This window comes from Pseudomonas sp. H1h (assembly GCF_000633255.1).
In the GTDB taxonomy this organism is placed as follows: domain Bacteria; phylum Pseudomonadota; class Gammaproteobacteria; order Pseudomonadales; family Pseudomonadaceae; genus Aquipseudomonas.
Window position 1 is genome coordinate 241,157 of sequence record NZ_AYMJ01000031.1, and the last position, 21,799, is coordinate 262,955.

Annotated in this window: 19 protein-coding genes and 1 tRNA gene; 13 read left to right on the top strand and 7 right to left on the bottom strand. The window is 58.3% G+C overall.

Annotated features, from left to right (window positions below; translation table 11 throughout):
* The first annotated feature begins 383 nt into the window (after window positions 1-383).
* Window positions 384-953, top strand: a complete 570-nt coding sequence (gene phnN, locus U862_RS0125055) for a phosphonate metabolism protein/1,5-bisphosphokinase (PRPP-forming) PhnN (protein ID WP_025112917.1) — start codon at window positions 384-386, stop codon at window positions 951-953.
* On the opposite strand, the gene U862_RS0125060 is transcribed toward phnN, so the two are convergent.
* Window positions 928-1,107, bottom strand: coding sequence for a PA3371 family protein (locus tag U862_RS0125060; protein ID WP_025112918.1), 180 nt, complete (start codon window positions 1,105-1,107; stop codon window positions 928-930). The two genes, phnN and U862_RS0125060, sit on opposite strands and share 26 nt — an antisense overlap.
* A gap of 20 nt (window positions 1,108-1,127) precedes the next feature.
* Window positions 1,128-1,358, bottom strand: a complete 231-nt coding sequence (locus U862_RS0125065; RefSeq protein WP_025112919.1) for a hypothetical protein — start codon at window positions 1,356-1,358, stop codon at window positions 1,128-1,130.
* Between the two features lie 294 nt (window positions 1,359-1,652).
* Here U862_RS0125065 and U862_RS0125070 point away from each other — a divergent pair.
* Window positions 1,653-1,729: transfer RNA gene (locus U862_RS0125070), tRNA-Arg, on the top strand.
* An 83-nt stretch (window positions 1,730-1,812) separates the two neighbouring features.
* Here the strand turns inward: U862_RS0125070 and U862_RS0125075 are convergent.
* The gene (locus tag U862_RS0125075) at window positions 1,813-3,156 is read right to left on the bottom strand and encodes a lysozyme inhibitor LprI family protein (RefSeq protein ID WP_256214739.1); all 1,344 of its coding nucleotides are present in this window, start codon (window positions 3,154-3,156) and stop codon (window positions 1,813-1,815) included.
* A 234-nt stretch (window positions 3,157-3,390) separates the two neighbouring features.
* On the opposite strand from U862_RS0125075, the gene U862_RS0125080 reads away from it, so the two are divergent.
* From U862_RS0125080 to U862_RS0125095, 4 genes are all read left to right on the top strand, one after another.
* Window positions 3,391-4,995 carry a tetratricopeptide repeat-containing response regulator gene (locus tag U862_RS0125080; RefSeq protein WP_025112921.1) on the top strand — a complete coding sequence of 535 codons (1,605 nt, stop codon included), beginning with the start codon at window positions 3,391-3,393 and terminating at the stop codon, window positions 4,993-4,995.
* Window positions 4,992-5,684: a sensor histidine kinase KdpD gene (locus U862_RS0125085; RefSeq protein ID WP_025112922.1), complete on the top strand. Its 693-nt coding sequence runs from the start codon at window positions 4,992-4,994 to the stop codon at window positions 5,682-5,684. Before U862_RS0125080 ends, U862_RS0125085 begins: the two co-directional genes overlap by 4 nt.
* Window positions 5,685-5,884: 200 nt before the next feature.
* On the top strand, window positions 5,885-7,126 hold the full coding sequence (locus U862_RS0125090; protein WP_177327374.1) for a glutamine synthetase family protein: 1,242 nt from the start codon (window positions 5,885-5,887) through the stop codon (window positions 7,124-7,126).
* 69 nt (window positions 7,127-7,195) lie between these two features.
* Complete coding sequence (locus tag U862_RS0125095; protein ID WP_025112924.1) at window positions 7,196-8,584, top strand: MFS transporter; 1,389 nt, start codon at window positions 7,196-7,198, stop codon at window positions 8,582-8,584.
* A gap of 115 nt (window positions 8,585-8,699) precedes the next feature.
* On the opposite strand, the gene U862_RS0125100 is transcribed toward U862_RS0125095, so the two are convergent.
* The 4 genes from U862_RS0125100 to flgA form a co-directional block, all read right to left on the bottom strand.
* Window positions 8,700-9,446 (bottom strand): flagellar brake protein, encoded by a 747-nt coding sequence (locus tag U862_RS0125100; RefSeq protein ID WP_025112925.1) that lies wholly within the window; start codon window positions 9,444-9,446, stop codon window positions 8,700-8,702.
* 92 nt (window positions 9,447-9,538) lie between these two features.
* On the bottom strand, window positions 9,539-10,006 hold the full coding sequence (locus U862_RS0125105; protein ID WP_025112926.1) for a flagella synthesis protein FlgN: 468 nt from the start codon (window positions 10,004-10,006) through the stop codon (window positions 9,539-9,541).
* A gap of 48 nt (window positions 10,007-10,054) precedes the next feature.
* Window positions 10,055-10,384, bottom strand: coding sequence for a flagellar biosynthesis anti-sigma factor FlgM (gene flgM / locus U862_RS0125110; protein ID WP_025112927.1), 330 nt, complete (start codon window positions 10,382-10,384; stop codon window positions 10,055-10,057).
* 159 nt (window positions 10,385-10,543) lie between these two features.
* Entirely contained in the window at window positions 10,544-11,305 is a 762-nt protein-coding gene (flgA, locus tag U862_RS0125115; RefSeq protein WP_025112928.1) for a flagellar basal body P-ring formation chaperone FlgA, read from the bottom strand.
* Window positions 11,306-11,387: 82 nt separating this feature from the next.
* Here flgA and U862_RS0125120 point away from each other — a divergent pair, with 82 nt between their 5' ends.
* The 7 genes from U862_RS0125120 (at window position 11,388) to U862_RS31340 (ending at window position 21,653) form a co-directional block, all read left to right on the top strand.
* Complete coding sequence (locus tag U862_RS0125120) at window positions 11,388-12,320, top strand: chemotaxis protein CheV (protein ID WP_025112929.1); 933 nt, start codon at window positions 11,388-11,390, stop codon at window positions 12,318-12,320.
* A gap of 46 nt (window positions 12,321-12,366) precedes the next feature.
* Window positions 12,367-13,194, top strand: coding sequence for a protein-glutamate O-methyltransferase CheR (gene cheR, locus U862_RS0125125; RefSeq protein WP_025112930.1), 828 nt, complete (start codon window positions 12,367-12,369; stop codon window positions 13,192-13,194).
* A gap of 373 nt (window positions 13,195-13,567) precedes the next feature.
* Window positions 13,568-13,975, top strand: a complete 408-nt coding sequence (gene flgB, locus U862_RS0125130; RefSeq protein WP_025112931.1) for a flagellar basal body rod protein FlgB — start codon at window positions 13,568-13,570, stop codon at window positions 13,973-13,975.
* Window positions 13,976-13,978: 3 nt separating this feature from the next.
* Window positions 13,979-14,422, top strand: a complete 444-nt coding sequence (gene flgC / locus U862_RS0125135; RefSeq protein ID WP_003227217.1) for a flagellar basal body rod protein FlgC — start codon at window positions 13,979-13,981, stop codon at window positions 14,420-14,422.
* A gap of 15 nt (window positions 14,423-14,437) precedes the next feature.
* Window positions 14,438-15,166 carry a flagellar hook assembly protein FlgD gene (gene flgD, locus U862_RS0125140; protein ID WP_025112932.1) on the top strand — a complete coding sequence of 243 codons (729 nt, stop codon included), beginning with the start codon at window positions 14,438-14,440 and terminating at the stop codon, window positions 15,164-15,166.
* A 30-nt stretch (window positions 15,167-15,196) separates the two neighbouring features.
* Complete coding sequence (gene flgE / locus U862_RS0125145; protein WP_025112933.1) at window positions 15,197-16,531, top strand: flagellar hook protein FlgE; 1,335 nt, start codon at window positions 15,197-15,199, stop codon at window positions 16,529-16,531.
* 601 nt (window positions 16,532-17,132) lie between these two features.
* Window positions 17,133-21,653 (top strand): hypothetical protein, encoded by a 4,521-nt coding sequence (locus tag U862_RS31340; RefSeq protein WP_025112934.1) that lies wholly within the window; start codon window positions 17,133-17,135, stop codon window positions 21,651-21,653.
* Window positions 21,654-21,799 lie beyond the last annotated feature (146 nt).

Consider the following 21,799-nt stretch of genomic DNA (forward strand, 5'->3'; position numbering starts at 1 on the left):
AACCGGTTAGTTCAGGGGAGCGGTTCTCGGGATTGGCCGCAGGATGTGTGGTAGGACAAGCATCCGCGCCAAATGGTTCAACCTGAATTGTTAAGAGGCCCGCATCATGCCTCAAAATTGCCAGATCATTGGCGTCAATTCTGTGACAAATATTGAGCTGGGTAAAGGCGTAATGCCAGCACCAATTATCAGAAATGCGGACTGGTTTGAAAACTTTGCCTCTGCCCGTATCACTGCCCGCTTCCTGGTGCACATCTGTTGATGTCGTGAGACCTCAGAACGTGCATGCTATGCGGCTTTCAATCCTTGTTCCTTGCCTGTACAGGATAGTGGCAATTTGCCGATTTACTAGGGGCAAACACCCGTTGGAGGGCGTTTTCAGGATGGATGGCAGGCTTATTTATCTGATGGGGCCTTCCGGTTCAGGCAAGGACAGCCTGATCGAGGCTGCGCGTGAGCCATTGCGGGCGATGAGCTGCGAAATCATCCGTCGGGTGATTACCCGATCAGCGGAATCGGTCGGTGAAGACGCCGTCGGCGTGACGCCCGAAGAGTTCGATCGACGTCAGCGCGCAGGCGATTTTGCCTTGGCCTGGCACGCCAATGGTCTGGCCTATGGTATTCCGATAGAAATCGACGAATGGTTGAACGCCGGACGCCATGTGCTGGTGAACGGTTCGCGCGCCAATCTGCGTCAGGCGTTTGAACGCTACCCGACGCTGCTGCCAGTGCTATTGACGGTCAAGGATGAGGTCTTGCGTGAGCGCCTGCTCAGCCGTGGTCGAGAGACGCCTGAGCAGATCGACGCCAGGCTGGCGCGCAATGCGTTATTCAAGGACAGACGGTCAAGCGACTTGCCTGTGCACCTGATCGACAATTCGGGTGCGTTGGCTGACGCCGTCGACCAACTGCTCGCGTTGATCCGGCTCAGCGCAATACCGGATCGAACTTGATCTTGCGCCCAGCCACCAGCGCCAGCACAAACATCACCGCAAACACGCCGCAGCCAATCAGGGGCAGGGTGACTTCGGTTTCCTCGAACAGCGAAAAATGCACAACGCCACTCAATAAGGCGAGGATCAGAAATCCCGCGGCTGATCTGGACATGCTGTACTCCTGAAGATATTTCAAAAAACCAGACGTTCGGTAGCGCGCGTCGGCAGTGACTGCTCGGGCGTACTGACCGCCTGTGCTGCGAAGTCGCCGTGATCGCTCAGCACCGCCCACTGCGGCGCTTTCTGCACCTGCAAGTAATGCGGCATGCGCTGGGCTACCGGTTCAGCACCTTCGGGGACGAAATGAAAGCCCACCAACACTGCCAGAGCGATTGCGTTTGCAAGCAAGAGAGCGCTGTTCATGAGTCCGACTCCGATTGTTCTGTTATACGAACAGACAAAGCAGCCGTCATGCCAACAGTCTAACCGCTGTGAAGTCCTTTAAAAACAAGCATTTGGAAGGGTTTTTCAGCAGGTGCAGGTTGCAATCTGCAATGATGGCTTTTTGGGGTAGTGCAAAATGCACGGTAAATGTTCCCGCAGCCATGCAAGGCGCCTGCCTACACTTAAAAAGCCCAAGGACGACATGACAAATCAAGGGCTGGCCGTTAACATGCACGCCGTCCGTCGCTCCGTGTCCGGCCGTGACAACTCAGTGTCTCAGTAGCTCAATTGGATAGAGCATCCCCCTCCTAAGGGGAAGGTTGGCAGTTCGAACCTGCCCTGGGACACCATCATTCAGAGCCTTGCAACAGCTCGCAAAAAAAGCCCCGTGCAGGATGACCTGCCGGGGCTTTTTCATGCTCGTATCAATGGCTCAGTTCGCTGCGCCATCGTCAGCCTTGCCAATCGAGGTGCTGACCTCAGTCACATGTCGCCGCCCGTTGACCTCGTAACTGCGCCCGTCTGCATCAGCGTCCGGTTTGCGCAGTGCCAATTGTGCAAACAAACCATGTTTTTCGTCGTAGCTGCCAAACCAGTCAACCAGTTTTCCGATGTAGCAGTCGCTACCGATAATCACCGGCAGGTCGAAAACGTCTTCCACTGAGTAATGCACCGGGCCGTAGCTGTAGTAATCGTTCTCGCCTGCGCCGGTTGCAGGAATCGGGCAAAGAGGCGTGCGCTGAGTGTCCACGCTACCGGCCTGCGCCTCGTTCGCTTTGGTGATTGCCCGATTGAGCGTAAGCCGCAGATCAGGCTCCAATTCGAAGGTACTGGTGCCGTCATCCTTGTGTTGAGTGGTGGGCACATTCAGGGAGTAGCTGTATCGCACCGTCACGGTGGGTACTTCACGATTGATCTTCAGCGGATTGAGCAAGTAGATGTGATCAGTGCCGTAGGCCCCGTTGCGGTAGGCAACGTAGATGTTGCCGCGAGCCTTGATCCAGTACGCCGATTGGTTGGCACCACGATCATTGGTGTAGAACAGCGCGCTTTCAGGCTCGGAGGACCTTTTGATAAACCGGTCACCGTCTCGGCGCCAGGTTTCCACGTAGGTAAACATGCCGGTGCCACCAGCGTAGGTCTGGACGATCAGGTCTCGCTGCCCGTCGCCGTCCATGTCCAGCAACGAGTAGGAGGTTTGCCCGGTTTCTGCTGCCGCGTCGATGTCGCTGGCGGTCAATGCCTTCCATTCATCCGGTGTAACGTCTTTGGGGATCGTCGATGGAAAGTGCGTTTGCTCGCTGGGGTTGTCTTTGTCAGAGTCGCCTGAAAACGATGTCTCTCCAGAATTGATCACCAGTGAAGCCAGCACTCGTTCAACCGCCACCTCTCGATTGCCGCCCTCGCTGGCTGCCTGAATGCTGCGTTGCAGATCTTCCAGTACCTGTTTGTCGATGCCGGTAGGTCTGTGCGCCACGGCATCCATCTGTTGCGCCTGTAATAACTTCAGTCGGTCGCGATAACTTTGCTCAAGGCAAGCAACGTCCGCTTCGCACTGATTACGTGTCTTGAGCCACAACCGTTGTGTGCGTTTGAGTTCAGGTTGCCTTTCACCGGTGATCTTCATCAGTTCCCGATAAAGCGCACCCATTTGCGCATCCTGCTCATACAACCCTTTGTCCGCACAAACAGCCTTCTCCACCGCACTTGCCGCTTTCGCACAATCCATTCCAGCCGCCATCGCCTGCTGGAAAAACAGCAGCGCACAGGCGGACACGATGCAACGTCCTTTGATGTACACGAGATAAACCTTGTAGTGGAAAGGTAGGAAGTCGCGCAGGGTAATCGCTGTGCAAGGAATCTTGAAGTGCCCGCTTCAGGGAACGTCACTTGTGGCCGATAACCCACTCGGTGACTTAAAAGTCGCGCGAAATCGCTTGATAGCATTTGGCCGGCAACTATCATCTGCGCGCCTGAAATTGCCCTCACTTCAATTGCCTGGAAATCCTCGATGCTGTCGTATCACCAAAAGAGTTTTCTGATCGTCGATGATTTCTCGGATTTCCGCAGTTCCGTGCGTTCGATGCTGCGCGAGCTCGGGGTCAAGGATGTGGACACCGCCGACACCGGCGAGCAGGCGCTGAAGATGTGTGCGCAGAAGTCCTACGATTTCATCCTGCAGGATTTCCACCTTGGCGACGGCAAGAAGAACGGCCAGCAGGTGCTTGAAGACCTGATGTCGGAAAAGCTCATCAGCCATGAAGCGGTGTTTGTCATGGTGACGGCCGAGACCAGTCAGGCGATGGTGCTCAGTGCCCTGGAGCACGAGCCGGATGCGTACCTGACCAAGCCGTTCAACCGCTCCGGCCTGGCCCAGCGCCTGGAGCGTCTGGAGCAGCGCAAGACGTTGCTCAAACCGATTCTGCAAGCCCTTGATCGGGGCAAACCGGTCGAGGTGCTCAACGCCTGTATTGCGCTGTGCAAGCAGGACATCCGCTATTCGCCGTTGTGCCTGCGCTATCGTGCCGATGCGCTGCGCGACATGAACCAGAACGAGGCGCTCGAACGTCTATACGACAGCATCATTGCTGACCGGCCGTTGCCGTGGGCGTTTGCCGGGCTGGGCAAATTGCTGTTCAAGCGTGGGCAAGTGGCGCAGGCCAAAGGCGTCTACGAAAAAGCGCTCAAGGTGTTTCCGATGATGCCGGCGCTGTATGACGGCATGGCCGATGTGCTGGTCGCCGAGGGCGATACCAAAGGCGCGCAGCGGGTACTGGAGGAGGCGATTCGTTTGTCGCCGCTGGCGGTGCGCCGACAAGCGCTGCTCGGCAAACTGGCGATGGCCAACGAAGACTTCGACACCGCGTCCCGGGCCTATCGTCAGGCGGTGGCGCAGGGCGCGCAGTCGCGCTTCAAGGACCCGGAAAGCAACCTCGGTCTGGCCCATGCCTTGATCAGTAAGGGCAGTGAGCGCGGTCTCGACACCCGCACGCGGCTGGAGATCAACACCACCCTCAGCGCTGTGGCGAAAGAAAACCCGAGCGACCCCGGCCTGCAGATTCGCGCGCGCCTGATGAAGGCCACCAGTCTGTTACTCAACGATGCCGAAACCGCCGACAAGCTCACCGAGCAAGCGCTGCTGCGCCTCGACGGCATGGAGCAGTTCATGAGTCCCGAGGCGGCGTTGCTGGTCGCCAAGCAATTGCAGATGCTCGGTCAGGCCGAGGCGGGCACTTCGATGCTCAAGAGCTGCGCGGAGATCTACGGTGATGACCCGGCGGTGATGAAAGACATCGCCAAGCTTACCGACGACCCGACTATCCTCAATTCGAGCAACGCCGCTGCCGACCTCAATCGCCAAGGCGTGCGCGTGTACAAGACCGGCAACCTGGTGGAGGCCCGTGAGGTATTCCGCAAGGCGCTGAAGATGCAACCGAAGAACATCAGTATTGCGCTGAACATGGCCCAGTCACTGCTGCACGGCACCGACACCAACGTGCCGTCGGCGGAGCTGGAAGAATGTCGGGCCTGCCTGAAACTGGTTGGCCTGATGCCCGACACCGACGCGCGTTTTGCGCGTTATCAGAAGCTGAAAAGCAAGGCGTTTGGCGAATGAACCACTTTGATCCGGCTCTGGACTTCTCCACGGTGATTGCCTCCACCGTTCACGACATGAAGAACTCATTGGCGATGCTGATGCAGGCTCACAGCCAGTGGCTGGCGCGTTTGCCTCAAGAGCAGCGCGGCGGGGCGGAGCAGGGTGTGATCGACTTCGAGTTCGCCCACCTCAACGGCATGCTGGTGCAGTTGCTCGGGCTGTACAAACTCGGCGTCAACCAGATGCCGCTGCAACCGGCGTATCACGAGCTCGATGATTTCATCGAGGCGCAATTGGCGGCGCATCAGGAGGTGTTCGCCAGTCGCGGGATCATCGCCACCTATGAGGTCGATCCGCTGAGCCCGCTGGGTATCTTTGATCGCGAGTTGATAGCGTCGGTGCTGGGCAACTGCATCAACAATGCGATTCGTTATGCCCGCGAGTCGCTGCTGATCACGGTCAGTGACGAGGCCGGGCAGTTGGTGTTGAGCATCAACGATGACGGCGACGGCTACCCGGCCGAGATGCTCGAGCGTCAGGCCGATTACGTGCAGGGCATCAATCACAGCAGTGGCAGCACGGGGTTGGGCCTGTATTTCGCCAACCGCATCGCGGCGTTGCATCAGCGCAATGGCGTGGTCGGGCATACCGAAATACGCAACGGCGGACCACTGGGCGGCGGGGTGTTCAGCCTTTATCTGCCGTGACCCGGGTTTTTGTTTGACGCTGCTTGATATTCCGAACAGCCGGAGCCTATTTTGTACGGGTCGCCGTTCGCGGCTCGCACAATAACAAGGATTGCGTCATGACAACCGATGGCCAGCGTTCACTCGCGCAGCGACTGACCGGCATTGATGAGATTGAATGTGTCACGCCGGATTTGAACGGCGTGCCGCGAGGCAAGGTGATGACCGCCGAGGGTTTCCTCGAAGGGCGGCGTCTGCAGATGGCGCGGGGGGTGCTGCTGCAATGCATCATGGGGGGGTATCCGGCGGCGCGCTTTTACGGCAGCGATGACGGCGATCTGGCGCTGGTCGCCGAGCCCTCGATGATCCATCCACTGCCATGGAGCGACGAGCCACGCGCCCTGGCGATTTGTGATGCCGATGAATTCACCGGTGAAAGCTCCAATCTGTCGACCCGTGGTCAGCTCAAGAAGGTCATTGCCCGTTACGCGGCGCGTGGCCTGGCGCCGGTGGTGGCGACCGAGCTGGAGTTCTTTGTCTTCGCCCCGAACACCGATCCGACCCAGCCGTTCCGTCCGCCGGTAGGCCTTGATGGGCGTCGAGAGGATGGCCAATCGGCGTTCAGCGTCAGTTCCAACAATGGCCTGCGGCCGTTTTTCAGCGAAGTCTATAAATGCATGGCAGCCCTCGGCTTGCCGCGCGATACCTTCATGCATGAAATGGGCGTCAGCCAGTTCGAGATCAACCTGCTGCACGGTGATCCGCTGTTGCTGGCCGACCAGACCTTCCTGTTCAAGCACCTGCTCAAGGAAGTTGCGCTCAAGCACGGCCTGACTGTGGTGTGCATGGCCAAGCCGCTGGCGCACACGCCGGGCAGCTCGATGCACATTCACCAGAGCATCGTCGAGATCGCGACCGGCAACAATGTGTTCAGCGACGAGAACGGCCAGCCGACGGCGATGTTCCGCCACTTCATTGGCGGACAGCAGGCGGGCATGGCGGATTTCACCGCGCTGTTTGCGCCGAACGTGAACTCCTATCAGCGTCTGTGCCATCCGTATGCGTCGCCGAACAATGCCTGCTGGTCGCACGACAACCGTGCGGCGGGCTTGCGGATTCCGGCCAGTTCACCAGTGGCTCGTCGAGTGGAAAACCGGTTGCCCGGCGCCGACGCCAATCCGTACCTGGCGATTGCCGCGAGCCTGGCCGCCGGCTTGCATGGGATCGAGCATGAGCTGGAACCGACTGCGGCGATTCAGGGCGAATTCGACGTGCCGGACAATCTTTCGCTGCCGTGTACCTTGCATGCCGCGCTCGAACGTCTGAAACGTAGTCAATTGGCCAGGGAACTGTTCGGACAGGAGTTCATCGAAGGCTACATCGCTTCGAAGACCATGGAGTTGACCAGCTTCTTTGATGAAATCACTCCCTGGGAACGGCGTGTTCTAGCAGCCCAGGCCTGACGAACCGTCGTCATCGGGCTATCGTTTGAATAGCCCGATACTCACTGCAAGGAGCCGCTCGGAACGCCGATGCGCCAAATCTGGAAATCCTTTCGAGCGCTGTATTTCGCCTCGCTGATGATGTTGATCGGCTCGGGCCTTCTATCTACTTATCTGGCATTGCGCCTGGCCGCTGACCATGTCGACGGACTGTGGGTCGGTGCGCTGATGGCGGCCAACTATTTCGGCCTGGTGCTGGGCGGCAAGATCGGTCACCGATTGATTGCCCGGGTCGGACATATCCGGGCGTATTCAGCCTGCGCCGGGATCGTCGGGGCAGCGGTGCTCGGGCATGGCCTGGTCGACTGGCTGCCGGCATGGCTGGTGCTGCGGACCATCGTTGGCCTGGGCATGATGTGCCAGTACATGGTGATCGAGAGCTGGCTCAACGAGCAGGCCGACGCCAACCAGCGCGGTCTGGTGTTCAGTGGTTACATGATCGCTTCGTATCTGGGGCTGGTGCTCGGTCAGTTGATACTGGTCATGCACCCTGGCCTCGGCCTCGAATTGCTGATGCTGGTCGCCCTGTGTTTCGCGCTGTGTCTGGTGCCGGTGGCGCTGACTCGGCGGATTCACCCGGCGCCGCTGCATCCGGCACCGATGGAGCCGCGTTTTTTCATCAAACGGGTGCCGCAGTCGTTGAGTACGGTGCTGGGTGCCGGTCTGATCATCGGCTCGTTTTACGGTCTGGCGCCGCTGTATGCCTCGCAGCAGGGACTGTCGACCGAGCAGGTCGGTCTGTTCATGGGTAGCTGCATTTTTGCAGGCTTGCTGGTGCAGTGGCCGTTGGGCTGGTTGTCTGACCGTTATGACCGGGCGCTGCTGATCCGCTGCTTTGCCGGGTTCCTGGCGGTGGCGGCGTTGCCATTGGCAATCTTGCCGCAGGTGCCGCTGGAGGTTTTGTTTGTTGTCGGGTTCATGTGCTCACTGGTGCAGTTCTGTCTGTATCCGCTGGCAGTGGCGTTCTCCAACGATCACGTCGAAGGCGATCGTCGAGTGTCGCTGACGGCGATGCTGCTGGTGACCTACGGGGTTGGCGCGAGTATCGGGCCGCTGCTGGCGGGTGTGCTGATGAAGCTGTTCGGCAGCCAGAGCCTTTACGCGTTCTTCAGCTTCTTTGCGCTGGTGCTGGTGTGGCGCATTCGGCCGAAAGCGGTGACCAATCTGCATCAGGTCGACGACGCGCCGCTGCATCACGTGGCGATGCCCGACAGCATGTCCAGCTCGCCGCTGGTGGCGGCCCTCGACCCGCGCGTGGATGAACAGGTGGTGCAGGAGCAGATGCAGACCACGGTCACGCCGGAGCCAGAGCCGCAACCTGATTCCGGGCTTGGGAAAGGACCTGAGTCTGAGCCGGCAACAAGCCCTGATGATGAGGGTGACAGACCCACGCCGGATATCAGTGGCGCCAGACCTTAACGGGCGCCGATGGCGTTCCACTCGCCACAGGTGTCCATGACAGAAGCTGCTATTCGGGTTGGAAATAAAAAAGGGCAGTCCCGCCAAGGACTGCCCTTTCTTTTTTGCGTTCGAATCAGAGATCGTCTTTATCGAATCGGCGTGCTTCACGCTGCAACTGATAGACAAAACGCTCGACGTTGCGCGCTGCCTGTCCACTGATGTTGTGGAAGCGCAGACCGGCGAAGGTAATGTTGAGCTTTTCTTCGAAGTGCAGATAACGCAGTTCGACCGAGGTCGGCTGATTGCCGAACAACGGGGCGGCGATCAGGCGGTCATAGACCTGGCCAAGTTGCAGGCGGTCGGTGATGTCGCCTTCAAAGCGCAGCTTGCAACCGGTGGCGGAAATATCCAGCAGTTTGCCGTTGATCGGCGCCTTGAGTTTTTCGCCGCCGAGTTCGACGCTGACCAGATCGGTCAGCTTCAGCGCTGCACGAAAGGCGTTGCGGCGCTGGTGGTAAACCACTTCGGTCGGCAACTCGCCGGTGTAGAAGCGATCACCTTCGGATTCTTCGATGTTCAACGTGCCGGTGCATTCCCAGGCAATGCGCACGCCTTCGTGGAAGCCTTCGACCCTGAAGGGTTCACCCGCCAGCAGAAAGCGCTCGCCATCGCGCGGGATCATTTCGTCCAGGGCGATGGTTGCGGTTTCGCGGTCGACCTTGATCAGGTAGCTCTGGAAACGCTGACTGCGCTCATGGAAGGTGATGATCAGCGGGTCGTGGCTTTCTTGCAGCTGGCGCAGGTTGCTGGAGATTTCCAGGGGCGTGGTCAGCACCTTTGGTGGCTGCGGAGTATCATCCGCGCTTAGGGCGTTTGGCACGTTTTCTCAATCTCCAGACAAAATTTGACTACGACTAGCCAGCATTTTGCCAGCATGTTTCGCGGGTTGATAGTGCAGGCACATCGAATGGCTCACGCCTGGCTGAGCGTACGCGGCTTGGTGGGTTTGGCGAAAGTGCCAGTGGCGTCATACAGCGCCGGTGGCTCGCCCCCGGTGAGGATTTTCAGCTGATTGGCCGTGGTGGCCTGCTGAATCTGGATCGACTGGCCGTTCTTGACGTTGGCGGCCTGGCACTGGGCAATCAGGTCGGTGAGCACATCGCTCTGGGACAGCAACTGATCGCCAATGCTCGATTGGCTGGCCAGTTGCTCCAGACCCTGGCGGTCGAGCGGCAGGTTGAGGCTGGCAAGGATTTCACTGCGCTTGCGGCCATGCTGTTCAAGCAGAATGATCAATGCCTGTTTGCGCGCCAGAATATCTTCGAGCAAGGGCATGTCGCGACCGTGCAAGGCGAGGGACTCGGTTTGCAGTAACTCCAGCAATTGTTGAGCTGGAGCAAAGTCGTCGGTGATCAGTTGCAATAAATTAGTGTCGTGCATGGCTGGCCTTGGGTTCTAAGCGTCCAAAAGCCTGGCGCCGGCAAAAGCCTAGCGCTGGGCTTCGAAGTTGAGCAGTTTGCTGGCTACACGGTTGCTGTCGACTTTGTAGCTGCCATCGGCAATCGCTGCTTTCAACTCGGCCACACGGGCTTTGTCGACGGCAGGCTGATCACGCAGCTTGTCAGTGACCTTCTGCAACTGTTGAGCCTCATTGCTGAGGTGTACCGATTCCCCGCTTTTTGTTGCGGTACTGGCCGTTTCGGCCTGGGTATTCAGCGGTGCAGAGGTGCCGGTTTCGGCGTTTTCCTTTGGCGCGCTGGTACGCGTACTGCCTGTAAGTGACGAGGAGCTGTTCAAACGGCTGAAATCGATGACCATGTTAAAAACCTCTGGGAATTTGGACGCTTGCCATGTTTTCGGCCATTCCCTGGAAAACTTTAGGCTCATTTGCAATGAGCTGTCTGCGCCGAAGCGTGCCCTGCTGCGGCACAGTTTAGGGAAGCAACGGGGCTGGCGCCAGTTTTCTGCGTGAGCGTTTTACATGGCCACTTCCACCTGGCCCGGCGCGATGACTTGCGCCTTGATCACCCGGTTGGAGTTGAGGTTTTTCACTCGAATCTGTTCTTTCAGGCCGCCATTGGCCAGGGCCTCGCCGGGCATGCGCACGGCGAGCGTACCGCTGCGGGCGATGATGACCACTTGATCACCCTTGCGCACCACTTCTGCCTGTTCCAGGTGCACCAGCGTAATGACCTGATCGGCGACCGTTGGTCGGGTCAATTTCTGTCCGATGGCTTCATCCACCGACGTCAAAAAACCTTGATTGATCTGACTCACGTCGCGTTCACGCAAGGTCACGTCCTGCGGTTCGATAATCCCGGCACGTTTGAGTGGTCGGGTAGTGGTGACAATCTCGCGAAACAGGCGGACTTGAGCGGGCACGAACACCGTCCACGGCGAGCTTCCCTCGCAGCGAACCTTGACCGTTACCCGGCCCAGCGGACGTGCCGGACTCTCCAGTGACGCTGTCAATTCCTTGTCGCACATAGGCATGCGCATACGCGGGTCGAGCTGGTTGACCTCGATTTCGTAGCGGCCTTCCGTTTGACTGGTGGCCAGATAGTCTTCTACGGTGAACTCAAGAAAGCCCTGAGTGACGCCGATAAGCATGTCAGGCAAGGTAACCGTATCAGCACCGGCAGGGCTGCCAGCGAAAAAGAAGCAGACGGCGGACACCGCGCACAGCGCTTTGCGGGTGCGGGAGGTCAGGCGTCGAAAAAATGTCGTTTGAGCGTTCATACGAGTTAAAAAGCAAGCGCCGTGCCGTTTAGCAATGAATGTGCGTCGCAACAACACTTGGCGTTGGTGTAGGAGTCTGGGCATGGCTGGTGTAATGGATTCGGTGAACCAGCGCACGCAACTGGTGGGGCAGAATCGCCTGGAGCTGTTGTTGTTCCGTCTTGACGGTCAGCAGCTCTACGGAATCAACGTGTTCAAGGTGCGGGAAGTGCTGCAATGCCCGTCGCTGACGTTGATGCCCAAGTCCAGTCCTGTCGTGTGCGGGGTGGCGAATATCCGGGGGGCGACCATTCCGATCCTTGATCTGGCAATGGCGACCGGCTCGGGTGCGTTGAAAGACAAGAACAACCCGTTCGTGATCATCACGGAGTACAACACCAAGACCCAGGGTTTCCTGGTCCGCTCGGTGGAGCGCATCGTCAACATGAACTGGGAGGAGATCCATCCGCCGCCCAAGGGCACGGGTCGCGATCACTACCTGACGGCTGTGACTCGGGTCGACAATCAGTTAGTCGAAATCATCGACGTCGAGAAGGTGCTGGCGGAAGTTGCGCCGACGCCGGAAGCGATTTCGGTCGGCGTGGTCGATGTCGAGACCCAGAGCAAGGCGCTGTCGCTGCGGGTGCTGACGGTCGATGACTCGTCGGTGGCACGCAAGCAGGTCACGCGTTGCCTGCAGACGGTCGGTGTCGAAGTGGTGGCGCTGAACGACGGCAAGCAGGCGCTGGATTACCTGCGCAAGCTGGTCGATGAGGGCAAGAAACCGGAAGACGAGTTCCTGATGATGATTTCCGACATCGAGATGCCGGAGATGGACGGGTACACCCTGACGGCGGAAATCCGCAACGACCCGCGCATGCAAAAGCTTCATATCATCCTGCATACTTCGTTGTCGGGGGTATTCAATCAGGCGATGGTCAAGAAAGTCGGTGCCGATGACTTCCTGGCCAAATTCCGTCCTGATGACCTGGCATCCCGGGTAGTCGACCGGATCAAAGCAGCAGATATCAGCTAGGGGCCTTCTGCCCCTGGCGGTCAACACGATTTAAGAGGCGGCATCATTGTCTACGGGTAATTTGGATTTCGAACAGTTCCGGGTCTTCCTGGAAAAAGCCTGTGGCATTTTGCTCGGTGAAAACAAGCAGTACCTGGTCTCGAGCCGTCTCAACAAACTGATGGAGCAGCAAGGCATCAAGTCCCTGGGTGAGCTGGTACAGCGCATCCAGACCCAGCCGCGCAGCGGTTTGCGCGAGCAGGTGGTCGATGCCATGACGACCAACGAAACCCTGTGGTTTCGTGACACCTATCCGTTTGAAGTCTTGAAGAACAAGGTGCTGCCTGAAGCGATCAAGGCCAGTCCCAACCAGCGTCTGCGGATCTGGTCGGCGGCATGCTCGTCGGGGCAGGAACCGTATTCGCTGTCGATGTCGATCGATGAGTTCGAGCGGAGCAACCTCGGCCAGTTGAAGATGGGCGTGCAGATCGTTGCCACGGACTTGTCCGGCAGCATGCTGACCAACTGCAAGACCGGCGAGTACGACAGCCTGGCAATCGGTCGCGGTTTGTCCGCTGATCGACTGCAGCGTTACTTCGACCCGAAAGGGCCGGGGCGCTGGGTGATCAAGGCGCCGATCAAGAACCGGGTGGAATTCCGTTCGTTCAACTTGCTCGACAGCTATGCAGCGCTGGGCAAGTTCGACATCGTGTTCTGCCGCAACGTGCTGATCTACTTCTCCGCCGAGGTGAAGAAAGACATCCTGTTGCGCATTCACGGCACGCTCAAGCCTGGCGGGTATCTGTTCCTTGGCGCCTCCGAAGCGCTGAACGGTTTGCCGGATCATTACCAGATGGTCCAGTGCAGCCCGGGGATCATTTACCAGGCCAAGTGATTGGCGGCGGCAATACAAAAAAACGGGAGGCCCTCAAAGGCCTCCCGTTTTTTTGTGCCCGGCGTTTAATCTCAAATCACCACAAGCCCCTGTGGGAGCGAGCCTGCTCGCGAATGCGGTGTGTCAGAAAAACAGATATCGACTGACTCGACGCTTTCGCGAGCAAGCCCGCTCCCACAGTGGGGCTGTGGTGTGGGTGAGAGGGGAGGGCAAGCGGCAGAAAAGCGGCAGCCAGCGGAAACCGGTTGCCGCTTTTCTGGCATTGCCGCGTTGCCGATTGCTCGCAAAGCCCCGGTTTATGGGGGTTTTTCTGTTTGGCACGGCGCTTGCTAAAGCTCAGATACGAAAAACCGGTCACCCGAAGGTTCCCGACATGAGCATCAGCTTCGATAAAGCGCTCGGCATTCACGAAAAAGCACTGGGCTTCCGCGCCCAGCGTGCTGAAGTCCTGGCCAACAACATCGCCAACGCCGATACCCCGAACTACAAGGCTCGGGATCTGGACTTCTCCAAAGTGCTCGAAGCACAGAGCCAGAAGAACGCCAACGGCACCATCGCCCTGAACATGACCAACAGCCGTCACATCGAAGCTGAAGGCCTGGGCAATGGCGACGAGTCGCTGATGTATCGCACGCCGATGCAGCCTTCGATCGACCAGAACACCGTGGACGCTCAGCTGGAACAGTCCAACTACGCGGAAAACGCCGTCGGCTTCCAGGCCAGCTTCACCCTGCTCAACAGCAAATTCAAAGGGCTGGTGTCAGCCCTGCGCGGAGAGTAATCCATGTCCCTGTCCAGCGTTTTCAACATTGCCGGCAGCGGCATGAGCGCACAAACCACGCGTCTGAACACCGTGGCTTCGAACATCGCCAACGCCGAAACCGTCTCCTCGAGCATCGACCAGACCTATCGCGCCCGTCACCCGGTGTTCGCCACCATGTTCCAGGGCGGTCAGAACAGCGGCAGCAACTCGCTGTTCCAGAGCCAGGACGCCGCGGGCCAGGGCGTACAGGTGCTCGGCGTGGTCGAAGACCAGAGCAACCTTGAAGCGCGCTACGAGCCGAACCATCCGGCCGCTGACGCCAAAGGCTACGTCTACTACCCGAACGTCAACGTGGTGGAAGAAATGGCTGACATGATTTCCGCGAGCCGGTCGTTCCAGACCAACGCCGAAATGATGAACACCGCCAAGACCATGATGCAGAAGGTACTGACCCTCGGTCAGTAATAAGGGACGACTGCGATGAGTGTTTCCGATACCAGCAACACCATAAGCATGAAGGATCTGCTGTCCAACTCGTCGAAAAAGACCAGTGGATCAACAGTGGATGGCATTGCTTCAGCGACTAACAGTTCCACCGGCGGCCAGGCTCTGGGCAAGGATGCGTTCTTGCAATTGCTGGTGACCCAGCTGAAAAACCAGAACCCGCTCGATCCGCAGGACAACAGCGCATTCGTTGCGCAGTTGGCGCAGTTCAGCAGCCTTGAGGGCATCACCACCCTCAACAGCACGGTCAGCTCGCTGGCCGGCAACTACAACTCGTCGCAGGCGTTGCAGGCGTCGTCGCTGGTGGGTCGCAACGTGATCGTGCAGACCAATACCGCGCAGCTCGACGACCCGAGCAAAGGCCTGACCGGTTCGGCGACCGTGCCTTCGTCGATTGCCGGCGGCACCGTGACGATCACCGACAGCACCGGCGCAACTGTGCGCACCATTGATCTGGGCAGCCGCGCAGCCGGCAGCGCCAGCTTCACTTGGGACGGCAAGGACTCGTCCGGCAATCTGGTGCCCGTGGGTACTTACACCTTCAAGGCCAACGCGCCGATCAACGGCACCGCGACGGATCTGGCCACCTATCTGCCGGCCACCGTCAACAGCGTGACCATCAGCCAGACCGGTGGCGAGCTGATGCTCAACCTGTCCGGCAAGGGCTCTGTCGCCCTGTCCAAAGTACAAACCATTGGTATATAGAGCCGACTAACCGGCACAAAGGAGTGGAATATGTCTTTCAATATCGGCCTTAGCGGTCTCTATGCAGCCAACAAACAACTGGACGTGACCGGTAACAACATCGCCAACGTCGCGACCGCCGGTTTCAAATCGTCCCGTGCGGAATTCGAAGACGTTTATTCGGCAACTCGCTTGGGTACTGGCAGCAAAGTGATCGGCAATGGCGTGCGCCTGGCCAACGTTTCGCAGCAATTCACCCAGGGTGACATCAGCAACACCGGTAACGTGCTGGACATGGGCATCAACGGTTCCGGCTTCTTCACCATGAGCAACAATGGCTCGATCTCCTACACCCGTGCCGGTACGTTCAAGGTCGACGATAAAGGTTTCATCACCAACACCGACTACACCTCGCGTCTGCAGGGTTACGGTGTGGATGCCAACGGCAAGATCATCAACGGCGTGCTGACTGACCTGAAGATCGATACCTCGAACCTGGCACCGAAGTCGAGTTCGACGGTGACGTCGAGCATCAACCTCAACTCGTCGGCCCCGGTGATCAACGATACCGGCGCCAACGCCGTGGTATTCGATCCAAACACGCTGGCAACTTACACCAAGTCGTTCAGCACCCCGATCTATGACACTCAGGGCAACTCGCACGTCATGGATCAGTACTTTGTAAAGACGGGTCAAAACACCTGGAAGGTTTACACCCTGGTAGACGGGCGCAACCCGGATGCTACCGGTAGCGATCCGAAAACCACCCCGCCGGTGGCGTCCACCATGACCTTTGACTCTGCGGGCAAACTGACTCAGATCAGCACACCTAATCCGGCGACTCCGGGCACCCCGACGATCAGCAGTGACCTGACCCTGAAAAACTGGAAGCCAGGCACAGTGACCAACGGTGTCTTTACGCCTAACGGCGCATCGGCAAACACCAATGGTGTGACCATTTCCATGGCCCTGACCACTCAATACAATGCTGATACCACGCGCACCATCCCGACTCAGGACGGTTATGCCACTGGCCAGATCACCAACCTGAGCATCGACGGTACCGGTACCTTGTTCGCCAACTTCAGCAACAATCAGAACAAGGCCATCGGCCAGGTTGCGCTGGCCAGCTTCACCAACGAACAAGGCCTGCAGGCTATCGGTGGTACCAGCTGGAAAGAGACGTTCGCGTCGGGTATTCCAGGTTACGATGCGCCGGAAACCGGTACTTTGGGTTCGATCTCGTCCAACTCGCTGGAAGAGTCCAACGTTAACCTGACCAATGAGCTGGTAGACCTGATCAAGGGCCAGAGCAACTATCAGGCAAACGCCAAGACAATCTCCACTCAGAGCACCATCATGCAGACCATCATTCAGATGACCTGATGTGATCTGATCGCAGCACCGAAAACCGACGCCCCAAGGCGTCGGTTTTTTTATGCGCGTTATTTGGGACGTGTGTTCAGTTTTCTACCGTTCGTCGGTCGCTGTGGTGCGGAACTTGCACCCTCGCGGAGCAGTGGTGGCGCGCGTCAAACTTTCATTCGCAGCGCATATCTTCAAGCCGGGCTCAGGGTTCGGTGGCTTGGAAGCCGTCAGTAGTCATCAGGGATGCGACACGTTGAACAATCATAAAGCCGTCAGTGCGCCCGCCGCGGTGCCAATACCTTACGTCGCCGGTCTGGCTCTATACCCCCGCACTGTCCGGACATCGCTGATTTTCCTGTCGGTGATGCCTCATTCAAGCCAATTGAAACCATTTCTCCTGTTGCCGGCTGCACGCCGCAACCATGGCGCCGCCGTCGTGCGCGGTGATTTCCCTGACCGTGTCGCGCATGACCGACCCAGCACAAATCCGTCGGATTTCTCGCGATGCTCAAGCCTTTTCGCAACCAGGCCTTGCGTGCACAAGAGAGGGTGACCCCCCGTAGCACCGGGCAATTCAACGCAGTTTCCAACACAAACACACTCACACAAGGAAGATGTAATGGCGGTAATTTACGGGTCCAATGGTGCAGATACGCTGGCAGGTACCGCCGGCGATGACCAGATACGTGGTTTGGCAGGTGATGATGTGTTGAATGGTGGGGATGGCAACGACCTTCTCATCGGCGGCGAAGGGGCTGATCAGCTCAATGGCGGTGCAGGTTTTGACACGGCCAGCTACGAAGACGCCAACCAGGGCATCGGCGTGACGATCAACCTGAAAACCGGGGTTCACACCGGTCTGGCGGCGGGCGATACGTTTATCGGTATCGAGGCGTTTCGTGGTACCAGCTACACCGACAACTTTGTCGCCGATGCCTCGGCCAACTCGTTTGATGGTGTGATCGGCTACGACACCTTGAGTTACGCCACCTCCGAGCAGGCAATCAACCTGACATTGACGGGCGCCAACGGCACCGGTCTGGGCGGCGATGCGCAGGGTGATACATTCAGCAACATGGACCTGGTCACCGGTACGGCATTCGATGATGTCTTTACCCTGAACTCTGGCAGCACCAGCGTCAGTGGTGGCGCCGGCAACGACGTCTATATCCTCAATGGCCCCTGGGCAGGTGGCATCGGTGAAGCCGTTGGTGGCGGTGACGATGAAATCCGTACCAACCAGCCCAAAGTGTCCATGCCTGGCGAAATCGAGCGCCTGACGTATACCGGAACCGGTAACTTCAGCGGTACTGGCAACGCGGGCAACAACATCATCACTGGCGGCGCTGGCAACGATGTGCTGATCGGTGGTGCAGGTGCTGACCAGTTGATTGGCGGCGCAGGTTTTGACACGGCCAGCTACGAAGACGCCAACCAAGGCATCGGCGTGACGATCAACCTGAAAACCGGGGTTCACACTGGTCTGGCGGCGGGCGATACGTTCGTCGGTATCGAGGCGTTTCGTGGTACCAGCTACACCGACAGCTTTGTCGCCGATGCCTCGGCCAACTCGTTTGATGGTGTGATTGGCTACGACACCTTGAGTTACGCCAGCTCCGAGCAGGCAATCAACCTGACATTGACGGGCGCCAACGGCACCGGTCTGGGCGGCGATGCGCAGGGTGACACATTCAGCAACATGGACCTGGTCACCGGTACGGCATTCGATGATGTCTTTACCCTGAACTCTGGCAGCACCAGCGTCATTGGTGGTGCCGGCAACGACGTCTATATCATCAATGGCCCTTGGGCAGGTGGCATCGGTGAAGCCGTTGGTGGCGGCGACGATGAAATCCGTACCAATCAGACCAGCATGGGGATGAGCGGCGAAGTCGAGCGCCTGACGTATACCGGTACCGGCAACTTCACCGGAACTGGCAACGCGGGCAACAACATCATCACTGGCGGCGCTGGCAACGATGTGCTGAGCGGCGGTGCAGGTGCCGACCAATTGATTGGTGGCGCCGGCATCGACACTGCCAGCTATGAGGACAGCCTCGCAGCGGGTGTCACGGTCAACCTGAAAACCGGTGTGCACACCGGCTTCGCCGCAGGCGATACCTTCTCCGGTATCGAAATCATTCGTGGCAGCAAGAACGGTGACACGTTCTTCAGTGGCACGGAGGCCAACATCTTTGATGGCGGCACGACAGGTGGTGTCGATACCGTCGATTATTCGTTGTCGACGCAGGCGGTGAACATCACCCTTACCACGCTCGGCACTGGCAGCGGTCAGGGTGGTGACGCGCAGGGCGATACGTTTACCAACATCGAGAAAATCGTCGGTTCGGCCCAGAACGATGTATTCACCACTGGCTCCGCAGCTTCCCTGTTCGAGGGCGGGGCGGGGAACGATCTGTACATCATCAACGGCTCGCCCAATCAGTCGATAATCGAACTGGCGGGGGGTGGTGATGACGAAATTCGCACCTCGCTGACTACCATGACCTTGAGTGCCGAAGTCGAACGCCTGACCTATACCGGCACCGGCAACTTCACCGGTACAGGCAATGCTGGCAACAACATCATCACCGGTGGCATTGGCAATGACCTGTTGATGGGAGGGGCGGGTGCCGATGTCTTCATTGGTGGTGCGGGGATCGATACTGTCTCCTACGACGATTCCACTGTGGGCGTGACCATCAACCAGAAAACCGGTGTTCACACGGGCATTGCCGCGGGCGATACCTTTGATGGCATCGAAGTCATTCGCGGCTCCAAATACAGTGACACGTTCCTGGCCGGTGTTGGTGTCGACAAGTTCGATGGCGGTACAACGGGGGCGGACAACATGGACGTCGTCGACTACTCGCAATCTGGCACTGCCATCAACCTCACGCTGGTCTCCGGAAGCGGCACCGGAGCCGGTGGTGATGCCGAAGGCGATTCGTTCTCGGGTATCGAGAAGGTGATCGGTTCGGCGTATGACGATGTGTTCAACTCCTCGACGTCCGGCTCCTTCACCTTGCAGGGAGGCGCGGGCAACGACGTCTACATCGTCAACACCGGTGCATCGGCGGTGATTGTCGAAGCGCAGGGTGGCGGCGACGACGAAGTGCGTACCAACCAGCTCAGCATGGGGCTGCACAACAACGTCGAGCGTCTGACTTACACCGGTACTGGCAACTTCACCGGTCGCGGCAATGCCAGCGACAACATCATTACCGGTGGCGTGGGCAACGATACTTTGATGGGCGGCGCAGGCGCGGACAGCTTTTTCGGTGGTGCCGGAACTGACACCGTCAGTTATGACGACAGCACTGTGGCGGTTACGCTCAATTTCAAGACGGGCGTATACAGCGGCATCGCGGCAGGTGATACCTACACCGATATCGAACTGATTCGCGGCACGCAGTACGCCGATACGTTTATCGCCGGCGCTGGCGCGGACAAGTTCGATGGTGGTACTGGCGTTGATGTGGCGGATTACTCGCAATCCGCCCAGGCCGTGACACTGACGTTGGGGGCTTCCGGTGTCGGCTCTGGCACGGGCACTGGTGGCGATGCCGAGGGCGACAGCTTTTATGGTATCGAGAACATCATCGGCTCGGCCTACAACGACGTCTTCATCGCCAATGCCAACTCGACCGGTTTCACCGTGCAAGGCGGCATGGGCGACGATGTTTACGTCCTCAACAATGCAAACTATGGCGCGATCATCGAACTGGCTGGCGGCGGCAATGATGAAGTGCGCACCAATCAGTCCTACTACCTCATGAATGCCGGGATCGAGCGCTTGACCTTTACCGGTACCGGGATGTTCCAGGCGCGAGGCAATGCGCTGGATAACGTCATCACGGGCGGTGCCGGGGATGACATATTGATGGGCGGCGATGGCGGCGACACGTTCATCGGTGGCGAGGGTTTCGATACTGTCAGCTATAACGACATTGGACCGGTGGGGGTGGTCATCAATCTCAAGACGGGTGAGCACACCGCGATTGCCAAGGGCGATACCTTCCAGAGCATCGAGAAGTTCGTCGGCTCGGGACGCGACGACACGTTCATCGGTAACGATCAGGTCAACAATTTCGACGGAGCATTTGGGCGCGACACGGTCAGCTTTGCCTTTGAAAGCTCGGCCATCACCCTCGATCTCACTCAGCCACTGACCGGTGCCGCAGCGGGCGACACTTACACCAACATCGAAAACTGGGAAGGTACTGCGTTCAACGATACGTTGATCGGCGGTGCCGGCTCCGAGACGTTCATTGGTGGCAAGGGCGCTGATTTTATCGATGGCGGTGCGGGTGTTTCCGACGAAGCCTGGTACATCGGCAGCTCGGCGGCGGTGCAAATCAACCTGCTGGCCAATACGGTCACTGGAGGCGATGCGAGCGGTGATGTACTGGTCAATATCGAAGGGCTGCACGGCTCGTCATTCAATGACACGCTGACCGGTAACGCCGGCTGGAACGTTCTCTATGGCGGCCAAGGTAATGACCTGGTCTATGGCGGAGATGGCAACGACTCGATTTACGGCGGCAACTACGAGCCCTATGCCATCAATGGTCCGGATCGCAGCGGCCCGGCCGAGGCGGATCAGCTGTTTGGCGGCAATGGCAACGACAGCATGTTCAGCGCGAACAACGATGTCGGCAGTATTCTGCATGGCGATGCCGGTAACGACGACATCACCGTGTACGCCGGTACCGCATACGGTGATGACGGCAGTGATTCGCTGGTAGGTACGGGGCCTGAGTATCAGCTGTTTGGCGGCGCCGGTTCCGACACGTTGATTATGCTCGGCGGTGGTTTCGCCTACGGGGGTGAAGGCAGCGATACCTACAAGGTGTATTCCTCGACCAATGTGATGATCAAGGATGATGGCCTTCAGGGTGGCGATAAAGTCGAGCTGACGAATATCAAGTCGTATGCGGATGTGATCATCAAGACCGACGGTACCAATGCCTACATCTTCAACGCCGTGGAGTGGAATGCGGGCAAGCAGAACAACGCAGTGATTCTTGCTGACTGGTATGCGGGTTCAAACACCATCGAAACCTTTGCGACAGCCAATGGTGAGACGTTCACCATTCCGGTTGTGGGGCAGGCAATGGCCGGGTCGTTTATGGTCTGAAGTTAGCTTGCCTTAATAATTAACGGCGAAGCCTGTCACCGGGTTTCGCTGTTTTTTGACGGAGCAAAAGAAAAACCCCCGACAAACCAGAAGTCTGTCGGGGGTTTTCTTTTGCCTGGAATGTATCAGGCGTCTCGCAACGCCTG